The sequence below is a fragment of the Catellatospora tritici genome, from assembly GCF_019083965.1.
GTDB classification, from domain to species: Bacteria; Actinomycetota; Actinomycetes; order Mycobacteriales; family Micromonosporaceae; genus Catellatospora; species Catellatospora tritici.
This window is the reverse complement of sequence record NZ_JAHRCY010000005.1, coordinates 239,635-256,335: the sequence shown is the minus strand read 5'-3', so window position 1 is coordinate 256,335 and position 16,701 is coordinate 239,635. Positions and strand designations below refer to the sequence as shown.

General features: G+C 71.0%; 14 protein-coding genes. 9 read left to right on the top strand and 5 right to left on the bottom strand.

The genetic code is table 11. From position 1 onward, the window contains the following. Positions 1–84: 84 nt before the first annotated feature. The 7 genes from KUA19_RS13470 to KUA19_RS13440 are packed head-to-tail and all read left to right on the top strand — an operon-like array spanning position 85 to position 9,044. Complete coding sequence (locus KUA19_RS13470; RefSeq protein ID WP_217396296.1) at positions 85–2,844, top strand: cation-translocating P-type ATPase; 2,760 nt, start codon at positions 85–87, stop codon at positions 2,842–2,844. A gap of 21 nt (positions 2,845–2,865) precedes the next feature. Beyond that, entirely contained in the window at positions 2,866–3,867 is a 1,002-nt protein-coding gene (argF, locus tag KUA19_RS13465; RefSeq protein ID WP_217396295.1) for an ornithine carbamoyltransferase, read from the top strand. Between the two features lie 2 nt (positions 3,868–3,869). Next, on the top strand, positions 3,870–4,805 hold the full coding sequence (gene arcC / locus KUA19_RS13460; RefSeq protein ID WP_217396294.1) for a carbamate kinase: 936 nt from the start codon (positions 3,870–3,872) through the stop codon (positions 4,803–4,805). Between the two features lie 2 nt (positions 4,806–4,807). After that, positions 4,808–6,070 carry an arginine deiminase gene (locus tag KUA19_RS13455; RefSeq protein ID WP_217396293.1) on the top strand — a complete coding sequence of 421 codons (1,263 nt, stop codon included), beginning with the start codon at positions 4,808–4,810 and terminating at the stop codon, positions 6,068–6,070. Between the two features lie 11 nt (positions 6,071–6,081). Next, complete coding sequence (locus tag KUA19_RS13450) at positions 6,082–6,234, top strand: hypothetical protein (RefSeq protein WP_217396292.1); 153 nt, start codon at positions 6,082–6,084, stop codon at positions 6,232–6,234. Beyond that, positions 6,227–7,564 (top strand): Na+/H+ antiporter NhaC family protein, encoded by a 1,338-nt coding sequence (locus KUA19_RS13445; protein WP_254549202.1) that lies wholly within the window; start codon positions 6,227–6,229, stop codon positions 7,562–7,564. Before KUA19_RS13450 ends, KUA19_RS13445 begins: the two co-directional genes overlap by 8 nt. Beyond that, positions 7,545–9,044 carry a YfcC family protein gene (locus tag KUA19_RS13440; protein ID WP_217396291.1) on the top strand — a complete coding sequence of 500 codons (1,500 nt, stop codon included), beginning with the start codon at positions 7,545–7,547 and terminating at the stop codon, positions 9,042–9,044. Before KUA19_RS13445 ends, KUA19_RS13440 begins: the two co-directional genes overlap by 20 nt. Here KUA19_RS13440 and KUA19_RS13435 read toward each other — a convergent pair. The 3 genes from KUA19_RS13435 to KUA19_RS13425 form a co-directional block, all read right to left on the bottom strand. Further along, the gene (locus KUA19_RS13435; RefSeq protein ID WP_217396290.1) at positions 9,004–10,227 is read right to left on the bottom strand and encodes a cation:proton antiporter domain-containing protein; all 1,224 of its coding nucleotides are present in this window, start codon (positions 10,225–10,227) and stop codon (positions 9,004–9,006) included. The two genes, KUA19_RS13440 and KUA19_RS13435, sit on opposite strands and share 41 nt — an antisense overlap. A gap of 85 nt (positions 10,228–10,312) precedes the next feature. Beyond that, positions 10,313–10,759 (bottom strand): FMN-binding protein, encoded by a 447-nt coding sequence (locus KUA19_RS13430; protein WP_217396289.1) that lies wholly within the window; start codon positions 10,757–10,759, stop codon positions 10,313–10,315. Between the two features lie 3 nt (positions 10,760–10,762). After that, on the bottom strand, positions 10,763–12,121 hold the full coding sequence (locus KUA19_RS13425) for a ferredoxin reductase family protein (RefSeq protein ID WP_308167431.1): 1,359 nt from the start codon (positions 12,119–12,121) through the stop codon (positions 10,763–10,765). 127 nt (positions 12,122–12,248) lie between these two features. On the opposite strand from KUA19_RS13425, the gene KUA19_RS13420 reads away from it, so the two are divergent. Beyond that, positions 12,249–13,556, top strand: a complete 1,308-nt coding sequence (locus KUA19_RS13420) for a chloride channel protein (RefSeq protein ID WP_217396288.1) — start codon at positions 12,249–12,251, stop codon at positions 13,554–13,556. A 10-nt stretch (positions 13,557–13,566) separates the two neighbouring features. Here KUA19_RS13420 and KUA19_RS13415 read toward each other — a convergent pair whose 3' ends face one another. Then, positions 13,567–14,130, bottom strand: coding sequence for a histidine phosphatase family protein (locus tag KUA19_RS13415; protein WP_217396287.1), 564 nt, complete (start codon positions 14,128–14,130; stop codon positions 13,567–13,569). A 183-nt stretch (positions 14,131–14,313) separates the two neighbouring features. On the opposite strand from KUA19_RS13415, the gene KUA19_RS13410 reads away from it, so the two are divergent. Next, positions 14,314–15,189 (top strand): methyltransferase domain-containing protein, encoded by an 876-nt coding sequence (locus tag KUA19_RS13410; protein WP_217396286.1) that lies wholly within the window; start codon positions 14,314–14,316, stop codon positions 15,187–15,189. A 32-nt stretch (positions 15,190–15,221) separates the two neighbouring features. Here KUA19_RS13410 and KUA19_RS13405 read toward each other — a convergent pair whose 3' ends face one another. After that, positions 15,222–16,583: a KamA family radical SAM protein gene (locus KUA19_RS13405; RefSeq protein WP_217396285.1), complete on the bottom strand. Its 1,362-nt coding sequence runs from the start codon at positions 16,581–16,583 to the stop codon at positions 15,222–15,224. Positions 16,584–16,701: the final 118 nt, after the last annotated feature.

Below are 16,701 nucleotides of genomic sequence, written 5' to 3'. Positions count from 1 at the left end.
CCGGTACACCGTCTAAGACTGTCTAGTCAGATTTGCCGTTATTGTCAGCCCACGGGCGGTCCGGTCACCAGAAAGCGAGCGGCCATGGAGCTGGACCGGGAGGCCGGTGCGGGAAACCTGGCGCTGTGGTACAGCCGTGGCGCCGCGGACGTCGCCCAGTCGTTCGAGGTCCAGCCTGAGCGCGGCCTCACCGCCGCGCAGGCCGCCGAGCGGCTCGCCGAGCACGGGCCGAACCGCCTCGCGGGCGGCAAGAAGGAGTCGGCGTTCGCCGCCTTCATCCGCCAGTACCGCGACTTCATGCAGATCGTGCTGCTCGCGGCGGCCGTGGTCAACCAACTCGTGACCCGCGAGTGGGGCACCACCCTGGTGCTGGTCGGGCTGACCGTCTTCAACGCCGTGGTGGGCCTGCGCCAGGAGGCCAAGGCCGAGGAGAGCGTCCGCGCGCTGGCGCAGATGCTCAAGACCGTCGCCCGGGTACGCCGCGACGGCCAGGCTGTCGAAATCGACGCCGAGCAGCTGGTCCCCGGTGACATCGTGCTCATGGAGGCCGGCAACCGCGTCCCCGCCGACGGCCGCATCACCGTCGCCGCCACCCTGGAGATCGAGGAAGCCGCTTTGACCGGGGAGAGCCTGCCGGTGGCCAAGAGCGCCGACCCGGTCCCCGGCGGCGACGTGCCGCTGGGCGACCGGACCAGCGTGGCGTACATGAACACCTCGGTCACCCGCGGCCGCGGCGAGATGATCGTGACCGCGACCGGCATGGGTACCGAGATCGGCCACATCGCGCATCTGCTCGCCGGGACCGAGGCCGACAAGACGCCGCTGCAGAAGCAGCTCGACAGCCTCTCGAAGATCATCGCGACGATCGCCGGCATCGCGCTGGTGCTGGTCATCCTGATCGGCCTGGCCCGCGGCGAGTCGTTCGACACCCTGTTCATCACCGGTGTCGCGCTGGCTGTGGCGGCGATCCCGACCGGCCTGCCCGCCGTGGTCACCGCGCTGCTGTCCATCGGCACCCGCGAGATCGCCCGCCGCAACGCCATCGTCAAGCGGCTGCCCGCCGTGGAGACCCTGGGCTCGACGTCGGTGATCTGCTCCGACAAGACCGGCACGCTGACGCTGAACAAGATGACCGCCCGGGAACTGGCCATCCCCGGCAAGCACCGGTTCACCGTCACGGGCGAGGGCTACCGCACCGAGGGCGAGATCAAGCACGTCGGCGGGCTGCGGATCGACCTGGACCCGTACCTGCTGCCGATGGTGCTCTGCGCCGACGCGGTGCTGGACGGGGAGAGCCTGATCGGCGACCCGACCGAGGGTGCCCTGATCGTGCTCGGCGCCAAGGGCGGCCTGGACCTGGACGACACCCGCGCCGCGTACCCGCGCATCGCCGAGGTGCCGTTCGACTCCGACTACAAGTTCATGGCCACGTTCCACCGGATGACCGGCGACGGCGGGCAGCCGGTGATCCGCTGCTACGTCAAGGGCGCTCCGGACGTGCTCATCTCGCGCAGCGGCTCGTACCGCGACCCCGACGGCACGATCGTGCCGGTCACCGACGACAACCGGCAACTCGCCCTGGACGCCAACGACCGCATCGCCGCCGCGGGCGAGCGCGTGATGGTGGTGGCCCAGCGCGACTTCGACCCGGCGGCGTTCGACCCGGCGGCGAACCTGATCGAGCAGGTGCGCGAGCTGACCCTGCTCGCCATGGTCGGCATCGTCGACCCGCCGCGCCCGGAGGCGAAGACCGCGATCGGGCAGTGCCGCAAGGCGGGCATCCGGGTCCGGATGATCACCGGCGACCATGCCACCACCGCCGCCGCGATCGCCACGGAGCTGGGCATCGAGGGACGCGCGGTGACCGGCACCCAGTTCGCGGCGATGAGCGACGAGGAGCTGCTGGCCCAGCTGCCGCAGATCGGCGTCATCGCGCGGGTGGCGCCAGAGGACAAGCTGCGCCTGGTCCGGCTGCTCAAGGCCAGCGGCAACGTGGTGGCGATGACCGGCGACGGCGTCAACGACGCACCCGCGCTCAAGGCCGCCGACATGGGTGTGGCCATGGGCATCACCGGGACGGAGGTCTCCAAGGAGGCCGCCGTCATGATCCTCACCGACGACAACTTCGCCACCATCGTCAGTGCCGTCGAGTACGGCCGCTCCCTCTACGACAACCTGCTCAAGTACCTGCGGTTCCAGATGTCGACGCTGGTCGCCTACATTGCGATCTTCATCGGGGCGGGCATCCTGAACATCGCCGCCGGGGCGCCGCTGAACCCGCTGCAGATCCTGTGGCTGAACATGGTCATCGACATCCCGATCGCGATCGCGCTCGGCTTCGACAACCCGACCGGCGGGCTGATGGACCGCCCACCGCGGCCGGTCGGTGCCCCGGTGCTGTCGGCGGCGAACTGGGTGCGGCTGTGCATCCAGGGTGCGGTGATGACGGTCGGGTCGCTGGCGGCGTACCAGATCGGGCACGGCCACGGCGGGCCGGTCGTCGGCGCGACCATGCTGCTGACCACCCTGTCGTTGTTCCACCTGGTCGGCGGGCTGCTCTCCCGCGACCAGGTCAACACGATCTTCGACCGGGACGCGGTCCCGGGCATCGCGCAGCTGCGCCGCTACGGCTTCGCCCTGCTGGCGATCATCGCGGTCACCGCGCTGGAACCGCTCCGCAGGATCTTCGGCACCAGCTGGCTCAACCTCAACCAGTGGCTGATCTGCATCGCCATCGCGCTGACGCTGCTGGTCGTCGAGGAGCTCATCAAGCTGGTGCTGCGGCGGCGCGGCGCCCACCACACGCTGCCGGTCCCGGTCGAGCCGGCGCAGGCACCGGCCTAGCCGGTCGAGGAGGCACTCGCCATGGCGTTCAACCTGCGCAACCGCAGCTTTCTCAAGGAACTGGACTTCACCCCGGCCGAACTGCGCTATCTGCTCCAGCTGTCGGCCGAGCTGAAGGCGGCCAAGCGCGGCGGCTATGAGCAGCCCCGGCTGCGCGGCCGGGAGATCGCACTGATCTTCGAGAAGACCTCCACCCGCACCCGCACCGCGTTCGAGACCGCCGCCCACGATCAGGGCGCCCAGGTCACCTACCTGGAGCCGACCGGTTCGCAGATCGGCCACAAGGAGTCGATGAAGGACACCGCCCGGGTGCTCGGGCGCACCTTCGACGGCATCGAATACCGGGGCTCAGCCCAGGAGCACGTGGAGACCCTGGCCGCGTACGCGGGGGTGCCGGTCTACAACGGGCTCACCGACGAGTTCCACCCGACCCAGATCCTGGCCGACATGCTCACCATGACCGAGCACAGCGACAAGCCGCTGCACGACGTCGGGTTCTGCTACCTGGGCGACGCCCGCAACAACATGGGCAACTCGCTCATGGTCGGCGGCTGCAAGTTCGGCATGGACGTGCGGCTGTGCGCGCCCGAGCACCTGTGGCCGCGCGAGGACCTGGTCAAGACCTGCCACGAGATCGCCGCCGAGACCGGCGCCCGGCTGACCCTCACCGCCGACGTCGACGAGGGCGTGCGCGGCGTCGACTACCTCTACACCGACGTGTGGGTGTCGATGGGCGAGGACCCCGGGGTGTGGGGTGAGCGGATCGAGCTGCTCAAGCCGTACCAGATCAACATGGACGTGATCGGCCGGACCGGCAACCCGAACGTGCGGTTCATGCACTGCCTGCCCGCGTTCCACAACCGCGACACCAAGGTTGGCGAGCAGATCTACCAGCAGTTCGGCCTCGACGCGCTGGAGGTCACCGACGAGGTGTTCGAGTCCCGGCACTCGATCGTGTTCGACCAGGCCGAGAACCGGCTGCACACCATCAAGGCCGTGCTCGTGGCCACGCTGGGCGACTGATCATGCGGATCGTGGTGGCCCTGGGCGGCAACGCGCTGCTGCGCCGGGGTGAGCCGATGACCGCCGACGCGCAGCGGGCCAACGTCCGCGCCGCCGCACCGATGCTGGCCGCACTCGCTCGCGAGCACCAACTCGTGCTGACCCACGGCAACGGCCCGCAGGTCGGGCTGTTGGCCCTGCAGGGCGCCGCGTACGCCGGGGGCGAGCCGTTCCCGTTGGACGTGCTCGGCGCGCAGACCGAAGGCATGATCGGGTACGTCATCGAGCAGGAGCTCGGCAACCTGCTGCCCGAGCAGACGCCGCTGGCCACGATTCTCACCATGATCGAGGTAGACCCGGCCGACCCGGCGTTCGGCGACCCGACCAAGTTCGTCGGTCCCGTCTACGACCTGGACCAGGCCAAGCAGCTTGCCGCCGACAAGGGCTGGACCGTCAAACCCGACGGCGACCGGTGGCGGCGCGTCGTGCCATCCCCCGAACCGAAGCGGATCTTCGAGATCCGGCCGATCCGGTGGCTGATCGAACGCGACGTGGTGGTCATCTGCGGCGGCGGCGGTGGGGTGCCGACCATGTATGCCCCTGGCGGCCGCACCCTCACCGGCGTCGAGGCTGTCATCGACAAGGACTTCGCCGGGGAGCTGCTGGCCCGCGAGGTCGACGCCGACCTGTTCGTCATGGCCACCGACGTCGACGCCGTCTACCTCGACTGGGGCACCGACCGGCAGCGCCGCCTCGGCCAGGTCACCCCCGGTGAGCTGTCCCCACAGGCGTTCGCCGCCGGGTCGATGGGCCCGAAGGTCGCGGCGGCGGTGCGGTTCGTGGAGCACACCGGCAGGCGCGCGGCGATCGGCAGCCTGGCGCGGATCGAGGACGTCGTGCACGGCCGGGCGGGCACCCAGGTGGTCGCCGCGGGCACGGCCACGGAAGGAGCGGGGTGAGCATGGAAGGCTTCGGAGTCCACTCAGAGGTCGGCACGCTGCGCAAGGTCCTGGTGCACCGGCCGGACCTGAGCCTGCGGCGGCTGACCCCGTCCAACCATGACGACCTGCTCTTCGACGACGTGCTGTGGGTCGAGCGGGCGCAGTACGAGCATGACCAGTTCGTCGCCCGCCTGCGCGAGCGCGGTGTCGAGGTCTTCCACCTGCAGGACCTGCTCGGCGAGACCCTGGCCGCCAGCGAACCGGCCCGGCAGCGGATGATCGAGCTGTCGGCGTCGGAGTACACCGTCGGCCTGTCGCTGGTCGACGCGGTCCGCGCCGCCCTGGACGCGCTGCCACCACAGGAGCTGGCCCGGCACCTCATCGGCGGCCTCACCGTCGGTGAGGCTCAGCTCGACCTGAGCCTGTTCCGCGGCACCTCGCTCGGGGCGGCCGCCGCCGAGGACGACAGCGCGTTCATCCTGCCGCCGCTGCCGAACACCCTGTTCACCCGCGACTCGTCGTGCTGGATCTACGGCGGGGTGTCGGTCAACCCGATGTACTGGCCCGCCCGGCGCCCGGAGGCGTACAACGTCGCCGCGGTCTACCGGGCGCACCCGATGTTCGCCGACGCCAAGTTCGACTACTGGTATCCGGAGCTGGGCGACGACGGCCGGTTCAACGTGGTCGACTTCGGCCGCGCCACCCTCGAAGGCGGCGACGTGCAGCCGATCGGCAACGGTACGGTCCTCATCGGTATGAGCGAACGCACCCAGGCCCGCATGATCGAGGAGCTGGCGCGGGCGCTGTTCGCCCGGCGCGCCGCCGACCGGATCATCGCGGTGGTCATGAGCAAGGACCGGGCGCACATGCACCTGGACACCGTCATGACGATGCTCGACCGCGACGCCGTCACCGTCTACCCGAAGGTCGTCGAGACCGTACGGGCGATCAGCCTGCGGCCCGGCCGCCGCCCCGGCAGCTTCCATGTCACCGAGGAGCCGGACCTGCTCACGGCGATGGCCGACGCGCTCGGCGTCGGGCGGCTGCGTGTGGTCGAGACCGGCGGTGACGTCTACCAGCAGGAACGCGAGCAATGGGACGACGGCAACAACGTGGTGGCGCTGTCACCGGGCGTGGTCGTGGCCTACGAACGCAACACCCACACCATCGCCAAGATGCGCGCGTTCGGCATCGAGGTGATCACCATCGAGGGCTTCGAGCTGGGCAAGGGCCGCGGCGGGGGGCACTGCATGACCTGCCCGCTGCTGCGCGACCCCCTGTGAGGAGCGCCGCGATGCCCGACTTCCGGCGCGTGTTGCTGATCATCGTCGCGATCCTGGCGATCTTCATGCTGATGGCGTACGCCCGCGGCATCGCCCACCACCACGGCTGGCAGATCAACGGCCGGCTGAGCCAGCCCACCGCGACGGACTCCCACCATGGTTGACGGTCCCGAGGCGGCGCTGCCGCACCGGCCGATCCGGCCGCCGACCCTGCTCGACGCGCTCGCCCCGGTCGTGGTCCTGATCGCGCTGCTGGCCACCACGATCGTGCTGTTCGGCGTCGGCGCGACCGACGGACCGCTCCAGGTGGCGCTGCTGTTGGCCGCCGCGTTCGCGAGCCTGGTCGCCTTCAAGAACGGCCACACCGTCGCCGCGGTCGCCGACGCCGCCGTCGGCGGGGTCACCTCCGCCATCGGGGCGGTGTTCATCCTGCTCGCGGTCGGGGCGCTGATCGGCACCTGGAACATGGCCGGGACCATCCCGACCGTCGTCGACTACGGCATCAAGCTGGTCAACCCGGCCTGGTTCTTCTTCACCACCGCGCTGGTCTGCGCCGTGGTCGGTATGGTCACCGGCAGTTCCTGGACCACGACGGGCACGCTCGGGGTCGCGTTCGTCATCATCGGGCTGCGGACCCGGCCCGAGACCGCCGCCGGCACCGCCGCCGCCGAGGACGCGCTGGAACGCTCGTACCGAGTCTCCGTGATCTGCCTGCTGCCCCTGGCTTTGCTGGTCTACTTCGCGGTACGCCGCTACCCGCCGTTCCTGGCCATCCTCGGCTCGGCCCTGTTCGCGGGCGTGCTCGCCCCGTTCACTCAGCCCGCGGCGGTGCGGGCGTTCGTCGACGACCCGTCGCTGGGCACAGTCGCGACCGGCGTCAAGGCCGTCTTCGGCGCCATGGCCACCGGCTTCGTCAGCAACACCGGCGCCCCCAAGGTCGACCAGCTGTTCTCGCGCGGCGGCATGGCCAGCATGCTCACCACCGTCTGGCTCATCCTCGGTGCCCTGTCCTTCGCCGCGATCATGGAGCACGCGGGGTTCCTGCAACGGCTGACGGCACCGGTCGTGGCGCGGGCGCGCCATCGCGGCTCGCTGATCCTGGCGGCCAACGCCAGCGGCGTCGGCCTCAACGTCATCGCCGGCGACCAGTACGTCGCCGACGTGCTGCCCAGCCGCATGTTCCGCGACGAGTTCGCCCGGCGGGGGCTGGCCCCGCAGGTGCTGTCGCGGGCCGTGGAGGACTCCGGCACGGTCACCTCGGTGCTGGTGCCGTGGAACACCTGCGGGGCGTACATCTCCGGTGTGCTCGGCGTGCCGACGGCGGCGTACCTGCCGTTCTGCTTCTTCAACATCCTCAGCCCGCTGCTGGACATCGCGTACGGGTTCCTCGGCTTCAAGGTGCCGACCGCCGACCCGGAACCGGTTCCGGCACCGTCCGGCGGCGCGCTCGGCACGGCTCCGGCGGGAGGCGGCGATGACGACACAGAGCACTGACCCGGCCGTACCGGCGGGCAGGCGACGTAAATTCACCCTGCCCTCGGCGTACACGATCCTGTTCGCGCTGATCGTGCTGATGGCGGTCGCGACCTGGCTGGTGCCCGCGGGCACCTACGACCTGGACCCCGACGGCAATCCCATCCCCGGCACCTATCACCCGGTCCCGGCCAGCCCGCAGCGGATCATCGTCGACTCGCTGACCGCGCCCATCAACGGCCTCTACGGCATCGAGGACGCCGCCGGGAAGATCAGCTACTACCACTCCGGCGTGCTGTTCGGCGCGATCGACGTGGCGCTGTTCATCATCGTCATCGGCGGCTTCCTCGGCGTAACGATGCGGACCGGCGCCATCCAGGCGGGCATCGGCCGGCTGGTGCAGCGGCTGCACGGCCGCGAACGGTGGATGATCCCGATCCTGATGGCGGTGTTCGCCCTCGGCGGCACCACCTTCGGCATGGCCGAGGAGAGCCTGGCGTTCTACACCCTGGTCATCGCGGTGCTGGTCGCCGCGGGCTACGACACCCTCACCGGCGCGGCAGTGCTGCTGCTCGGCTGCGGGATCGGGGTGCTCGGCTCCACCATCAACCCGTTCGCCACCGGCATCGCGTCGGGCTTCGCGGGCATCCCGATCAGCCAGGGCTTCCTACTACGGCTGATCATCCTGCTGGTGTGCCTGGCCGTCGGCACCGTGTTCGTGCTGCGCTATGCCGACAAGGTCAAACGCGACCCCGCCGCCTCGGCCGTGTACGACATGAAGGCCGACAACGACGCCCACTTCCACCTGTCCGACGAGGCGTCCACCGCCGCGCTGACCGGCCGCCACAAGCTGATCCTCGGCGTGTTCGCGCTGGCCTTCATCGTGATGATGTACGGCGTCATCCCCTGGTCGGATCTGGGCATTCCGTTGCCGACCCTGTGGTGGTGGTTCCCGGAGATGACCGCGTCGTTCCTGCTGTTCGCGATCCTGATCGGGCTGCTGGGCCGGATGCGGGAGGGGGAACTGACCGAGGCCTTCGTCGACGGCGGCCGCGACCTGCTCGGCGTGGCCCTGATCATCGGCATCGCCCGCGGCATCACCGTGATCATGAACAACGGCCAGATCACCGACACCGTGCTGCACTGGGCGGAACTGGCGCTGGGCGACGTCGGCGAGGCTGCCTTCTCGATCGTCATGTACCTGCTGTTCCTGCCGCTGTCGTTCCTCATCCCCTCGTCGTCGGGGTTGGCCACGGTCGCGATGCCGATCATGGCGCCGCTGGCGTCGTTCCTGGGTGTCCCACAGGACCTGGTCGTCACCGCGTACCAGAGCGCCTCCGGGCTGATGAACCTGTTCATCCCCACCTCGGCGGTGGTCATGGGAGGGCTCGCGATCGCGCGGGTGCCGTACGGCCGCTACCTGCGCTGGGTGTGGCCGTTACTGGCGGTCCTGGCCGGGATCACGGTCGTGCTGCTGGCCCTGGCGGCCCTGCTGACCTGACCGGGCCGAGTTCCCAGCGCTGCGCGATCGGCGCCGCCGACAGCCCGTGCGCCAGGACGCTCAGCAGCACCGTCGCCGTGATCAGCACGGCCGTGAGCGTCGCGGCGGGCCCACGCAGCTGCTCCACCGCCAGCAGCGTGAAGATCACGCTGGGCAGGCCGCACGGGCCGAGCCAGCCCAATAGCAGCACCTCTCGCCGTGGCCGGTGCGACCCGACCAGGCTGGCCGCCACCGGCAGCATCCGCACGACGGTCAGGCTCAACAGCGCGTACCCCACCACCCGCCAGTCCAGCGCCGACAGCGACCGCCACACCAACGACCCGAACACGAACCACACCCCGGCCGACAGCAGCGTCACCACGTCGTGGACGGTCTGCAGACGCACTGCGGGCAGGTCCCGATCCACGGCCCGCACCGCCAGGCCCGCCACGAACCCGGCCACGATGCCGTTGCCGTGCAGCGCGTGCACCGCCTCGAACGCGAGCACCCCCACCGCCAGGTACGCCAGCCGCTCGGCGGTCACCGTCGACCACGCCCGCTTGCGCGCCCACCGCAGCAGGTGCCCGGCGCCTACCCCCACGGCCACACCCACCACCAGCGCGATCGCCAGTTCCCGCAGCGTGTGCGACAGCAGCGGTGCCGTGCCCTCGTCGTGCCCGGCGGCCAGCGCCCCGGACAGGAAGAACAGGACCAGCGGCGCCGCCAGGCCGTCGTTGCACCCGCTCTCGACCTTGACCGCCAGCCGCACGTCGTGCGGGATCCGCTCGTCGTGCACCGCCGCCTCGGCCAGGCTGGCGTCGGTGGCCGCCACCGCCGCGGCCACCAGGGCGATCACCCAACCGCTCGCGGCCGGGAACAGCAGCGCCCCGACGGCGTACCCGAGCAGGACGGTCAACGGGAACGCCACCAGCAGCAGTCGCAGCGGCAGGTGCCCGGCCCGGCGCAGCCGCCCCAGCGTGATCCCGGTGCCGTCGGCGAACAGGATCAGCGCCAGCGTCGCCTGCAGCGGGTGCTGCAACGCGGTCGAGCTGGTGTCCAGCGACACCAGCGGCGCGGAGCCGCCCGCCAGCAGGTGCCCGGCCAGCATCAGTGCGATCGGGACGGTGATGCTGAACTGGGCCGCCCGCCCGGACACCGCGGCCCAGGCGATCAGGACCACGCTCAGCCCGATCAGCTCATACACGGCTCAGCCCGGACCAGGGCCGCGGCTCATCACACCGTCGATTGTGTCACCGGACAAGCAGCGCACATCGGAAACCAGCGCCACCTCACCTGGCCGCCGCGTCCAGCGCCGCCTGCAGCGACGTCAGATACGCCTGGCTGGTGACGGTCGCCCCCGTCACCGTGTCCACCTCGGCGCTCTGCGCCGCCAGCACCGCGTCGTGCAGCAGCGGCAACGCGTAGTCGTTGAGTTCGAGGGAGTGGCCGTGGATGTCGTGCACCTTCAGCGGCACCACGTCGACCAGGCGCGGGCCGTCGAGCACCACTCTGACCTGTACCGTGCCGAACTCCGTGGTGATGACCGGGCCATCGACGTCATGCGCGCCCGGCGGCCACGACGGCAGCGGGGACGCCGACGGCGATCCGGACGGGCCGGGGGAGGGCGGCGCCGTGGCGGCCGGAACCGGCAGCGCCTCGCCGCGGCTGGTGCGGTAGCTGACCAGCGCGACCAGCCCGGCGACCGTTCCGATCAGGAAGAACGCGATCTTACGCATGGGTCACCACCCGAACCGCTCGCTGTGCACGCGGCGGGCGGGCACCCCCGCCGTACGCAGCGCCGCCCGGGCCGCGTCCATCCACGGTGGCGGCCCGCACAGGAACACGTCCCGCTCGGCCAGCCCCGGCACCAGGTCGGCCAGCACCTCGTGGTCGGCCCGCCGCGCCGCCAGTTCGGCGGTCAGCCAGGACACCCGACCCGGCGGGGGAGAGCCGGGCAGGTACACGATCGCCGCGCCGCGCCGGGCCGCGATCTCGTCCAGCTCCGCGCGCAGCACCAGCTCCTGTTCCGTGCGGGCCCGGTAGATCAGCGTCAGCTCACCGTCGACTGTCATGCCCTCCAACAGCGCCCGCATCGGCGTGATGCCGATTCCGGCGGCCATCAGCAGCACGCCGCCGCCGTGGCGCCGGTCCTCGGTCAGCCTCCCGAACGGCCCTTCCACCAGCACCGCCGTGCCCGGCTTCGCGGCGGCCAGCCGTGCCCCGTCGTCGCCGCCGGACCGGAACGTGAACCGCAGCCGGTCCGCCCGGGGCGCCTCCGACAGTGAGAACGGGTGCGCCCGGGTCCAGCCCCGGCCGGTGCGCAGCCGCCACAGCAGGAACTGCCCCGGCCTGGCCGCGAGCCGGTCCAGGCGCCGCCCGGACAGGTACACCGAGTACACGTCGGAGGCCTCGTGCACGACCCGGTCGACCCGCAGCCGGTGCCGGTGGCTGCGCCACCAGGGCAGCGCCAGCCGGAACAACAGCACCGAACCGGCCGCCGCCAGGTACAGCGTCCACCAGTACGCGCGGGCGGCCGGGCTGGTCACGAACTCGGTGCCGTTCCACAGCTGGTGCGGCAGGGCCAGGCCGATGCCGAGGTAGGCGTACAGGTGCAGCAGGTGCCAGTTCTCGTACCGCAGCCGCCGCCGCGCCGCCCGCACCGACAGCACCACCACCGCCAGCAGCAGTCCCGCTCCGGTCGCCGCCAACAGCATCCCCGGATAGGTCAGCACCAGCTCCACGAACCGGTCCACCGGACCGACGGTGGCCGTCACCGCGTATCCGACGCTGATCAGCACCAGGTGCGCCAGGAGCAGCCACACCGAGGCGAACCCGGTCAGCCGGTGCCAGCGCGCCAGCCGGTCCTGCCCCCAGGCGCGTTCCAGCCACGGCACCCGCGCCATCGTGAACACCTGGAGCAGCAGGAGATCCGCGGCCAGCAACCCGGTCAACCGACCGGTCGAGACGTACGGCTGCCCGGCCAGTTCGCCGAGGCCGCCCCGGGCGAGCCACAGCGCGGCGGCGGCGCCGACGGTGGCCGCGCCCATGAGGGCGGTCAGGCCGCGCGCGAGCGCGGCGGGGGAGTGGGGTCGAGTCACGCCCCACACGAGTCCTGGCTGTCGGGTGAGGTTCCGGGGAACTTTCCAGATTCCTAGGACGCTGTAGCTGTGGTGACCGCGCCGCCATAACCGTCCGATTCGCGCTCGGCGACCGTATCGTGACGATATGGCGCAACCGGCGGTGGCACCGTCCCCAGAAGACCTGGTCCGGCGCCCCGACTACCTGCGACTGATCGCGCTGGCGGGAGTGCTCGGCGTGCCGGTGTCGCTGGCCGCGTTCGGGTTTCTGGCCGCCATACACCAGTTGGAGCACTGGGCCTGGGAGACGCTGCCGCACGCGTTGACCGGCGGGAACCCCTGGTGGTGGCCGGTTCCGTTGCTGCTGGTCGCGGGTCTGGCCGTCGGTGCGGTGGTGCGGTTCCTGCCGGGCCACGGCGGCCACGTGCCCGCCGACGGCATGGGCGCCGGGGTCTGCCCACCCGTCGAACTGCCCGGGGTGCTGCTCGCGGCGTTCGCGAGCCTGCCGCTGGGCGCGGTGCTCGGACCCGAGGCGCCGCTGATGGCGCTGGGCAGCGGCCTGGCCGCCTGGGTGGCGGGCGGCCTCGGCATGGGGCAGCGGCGGGCGACCGTGATCGGAGTCTCCGGAGCCGCCGCCGCTATCGCGACGGTGTTCGGCAGCCCCGTCGTCGCGGCCATCCTGTTGATGGAGATGGTGCAGCTCAGTGGACTGGCGCTGTCATTGGTGATCCTGCCGTGCCTGATGGCGGCGGGCATCGGCGCGGTCGTCTTCACCGGTCTGGGCGCCTGGACCGGGCTGCCGATCGCTCACCTGAGCCTGCCGCTGCCGCCGGGCGCGATCCGCCCCGATCCGGCGGATCTGCTGTGGAGCGTCCCGATCGCCCTGGTCGCGGCGTTGGGTGTCCGCTGGGTACACGGCCTGGCCCGTGCCGTCGCCCCGGCGGTCGCCGCCCGGCCCCTGACCCGCACCCCGCTCGCCGCGCTGGCGGTCGCCGCCTGCGCCTGCGCTTACGCGCTGCTCACTGGACGCGACCCGGCCGAGGTCGCCTCCTCGGGCCAGCAGACCCTGGCCGCCGTCGCCGCCGCGCCGCAGAGCTGGACCACGGCCGCGCTGGTGCTCCTGCTGCTGACCAAGGGCCTCGGCTACGCCCTGTCGCTGGCGTCGCTGCGCGGCGGTCCGGTGTTCCCGGCGATCTGTCTCGGTGGGGTGCTCGGGGTGCTGGCGGCTCCGCTGCCGGGACTGGGCCTGGTCGGCGGTCTGGCGGCGGGGATGGCCGCGGCGACCGTCGCCGCGCTGCCCGCCCCGGTCAGCGCGACCGTGCTGGTCCTGCTGCTGCTCGGCGGCTACGCCGTAGGCATGGCACCGGTGGTGCTGGTCGCGGTCGTGGTCGCGTTCGTCGCCGAGCACATCTTCACCAACGGCCTGAACCGTGATCCGCTGCCGGACAGCAGGTGAGGCGTCCGGGTCAGGAGTTCCAGCGGAGCAGGACCGGCGTCTCCCGCTCGTAGCCGAGCACGCTGACCGTGCCGGTCTCCAGCCGGAACAGCGCGCCGTCGGCCGGTGGCAGGCCGAGCCAGCGGGCGGTGAGCACACGCAACTGGTGCCCGTGCCCGACCAGCGCGACGTCCCCGGTGGCCAGCATGGTCCGGGCCCGGTCCAGGACACGGTCGGCACGGGCGCCCACCTGCGTGGCGGTCTCGCCGCCGAGGCAGCCGTGCTGCCACAGCGTCCACTCGGGCCGCTCCTGCCGGATCTCCACCGTGGTCCGGCCCTCGTAGGCGCCGTAGTTCCACTCCAGCAGGTCGTCGTCGGTGGCGGTGATGTCCAACCCGGCCAGCCCCGCGGTGCGTACGGCGCGCTGCAGGGGAGAGCAGAGCACAGCCGCGAACGCCCGCCCGGCCAGCTGCGACGCCAGTTTCCCGGCCTGCCGCTCGCCCTCGGCGGTCAACGGCAGGTCGGTGAAGGAAGTATGGCGCCCGTTGGCGCTCCACTCGGTCTGCCCGTGCCTGATCAGCACGATCTCACGCATGAGCACACGTTAGCGGCGTTCGGCACCGAGCGGGCGTTATCGGCCGTCGAGTTCAATTCCTAGCGTCCTAGGATTGCCTAGCGGATGGGCTCCGCCTCACAAGACTCAATGAGGACGCCCTTCGGGCGACGACATACCGGAAGGGCCGGGTCAGGTCGGCCGGTGCGCTCACAGAATGGAGCTGTGACCGACGAGCCGCTCATCCCGCACTACGCCGGGGTGGACCGCAGCCCGGCGGAGGTGAGGGCACGGTTGGCGGCGTATCTGGAGTCGGCGGCGGCGCATCCGACGATCGCGCGTATCCGCGAGGTGGCCGCCGACGCGATGCGGCTCGCGCCCGGTCAGCGCGTACTCGATGGCGGGTGCGGGCTGGGGGAGGCGGCTTACCCGCTGGCGTTGCGGGTCGGGCCGGAAGGCTCGGTCGACGGGGTCGACAAGTCGCAGAGCATGCTCGCCTTGGCCGACCGGCGGTACGCGGTGTGGCTGCGGGCCCATCCGGGGGCGGCGGCAGTGCGGTTCACGGCCGGTGACCTGACAGGGCTGGATTTCGCCTCGGGCAGCTTCGACGCGGTGCGGTGCGAGCGGACGTTGCAGCATCTGGACGACGCGGAGTCGGTGATCGCGGAGCTGGTGCGGGTGACCCGGCCGGGTGGCCGGGTGTGCCTGGTGGACACCGACTGGGAGTCGCTGGCGTTCGAGGGGATCGCCTACGAGGTGTTGACGCCGATGTTGTGGCGGATGCGGCAGCGGACGGTGATGAGCAACCCGGCGATGGGGCGTACGCTGCGCAACCGGCTGCGGCAGGCGGGGGTGGTGGGGGTCGAGTGCCATCCGGTGACGGTGCACTTCACCGACCCGGAGGAGGCCCAGCATGTGGTGCCGTACTTCAAGCGGGACCTGCTGCTGCAGATCGTGGGGCCGGGCGGGGGCAACGACGAGATGGTGCAACGGTGGCTGGCGGCGGTGGCCGACGCGGCCGAGCGGGACGAGTTCCTGGTGGCGTTGACGATCTGGGTGGTGGCGGGGACGGCCCCGACACACGTGACGGGCGCCCGCTGAAACCTCGCGGGCGCCCGTCACGTGTGTGCTGGTCAGGCCTGGATCTGCTGCTCCTCGAGCTGCTTGCGCCACCACTTCTGGCCCGACTCCGGCAGGGTGTCGATCGGGTCGTAGTAGGCGTAGCGCTTGGCGAGCACGTCGCTGTCCTGCTCGGCCTCGATGGAGGTGCGGTAGTTCTTGGTCCAGTACGAGATGCCGTTGTCGCGGTCGTACTCGGTGAGCATGTGCACCCAGCGCTTGCCGACGAACGGGACGTCGCAGACGATGCGCGGGGTGGCGTAGCCGGGCAGGTAGCCCATGATGTCGTGCTGCAGGGCCTGGGCGTGGGCGACGGAGACGCGCCAGTGCTCGGCGTTGGGGATCATGTCGCACATGTAGAAGTAGTACGGCAGGATGTTGGCCTCGCCCTGCAGCGCGAAGCACAGGTCGAGCAGGTCGGGGCTGGTGGCGTTGACGCCGCGCATGAGCACGCCCTGGTTGCGCACATCGCGTACGCCGACCTCCAGCGCCGTCTTGGCGGCGCGGGCGACGGTCGGGGTGATCGAGTTGACGTGGTTGACGTGGGTGTGGATGGCCAGGTTGACGCCGCGGCGGCGGGCGGTGCGGGCGACCCGCTCCAGGCCCTCGACGACGTCGGGCTGCAGCCAGTGCTGGGGCAGGCCCATGAGCGCCTTGGTGGCCAGCCGGATGTCGCGGATGGTGTCGATCTCCAGCAGCCGCATCAGGTACGACTCGAGGTTCTTCCAGGGCACGTTGGCCACGTCGCCGCCGGAGACGACGACGTCGCGTACGCCCGGGTGGGCCTTGAGGTAGGCGATGTGGGCGTCGTAGCGGTCGACTGGCTTGAGCTCGAGCTTGAGCTTCTCCACGGCCGGGGTGGAGTTGCCGACGAGGTCCATCCGGGTGCAGTGGCCGCAGTACTGCGGGCAGGTGGACAGCAGTTCGGCGAGCACCTTGGTGGGGTAGCGGTGGGTGAGGCCCTCGGCGACCCACATGTCGTGCTCGTGCAGGCTGTCGCGGCTGGCGTGGGGGTGGCTGGCCCATTCGGTGAGCCGGTCGGAGGCTACGGGGATCATGTAGCGGCGGACCGGGTCGGCGTAGAACGCCTCGGTGGTCAGTTCCTCGCGCGCCATGGTGTTCATCATCTGCGGCGGGACCAGCATGGACATGGTGGCCATGGCCTTCTGGTCGGCCTCGAGGTCGGCGTAGAAGCGCTCGTCGACGGTGTCACCGAGGAGGGCGCGCAACTGCTTGATGTTCTTGACGCAGTTGACGCGCTGCCACTGTGCGGACTCCCACTGTGCGGGGGTGACGTTCCGCCAGCCCGGGAACCGGGTCCAGTCGGGTTCGACAAGTTCCACGCGGCGGTACTCGTAGGGCTGCCCAGCGTTCATCGGTGGCCTCTCCTTTGCGGTCCAGATGACCATACTGGAACTTCTTCGGCTCACCAACTATTCTGCCGTAGAATTTCCCGCGAGCGCTAACTTAGGCAGCAGATTTGCCTTGGTGATC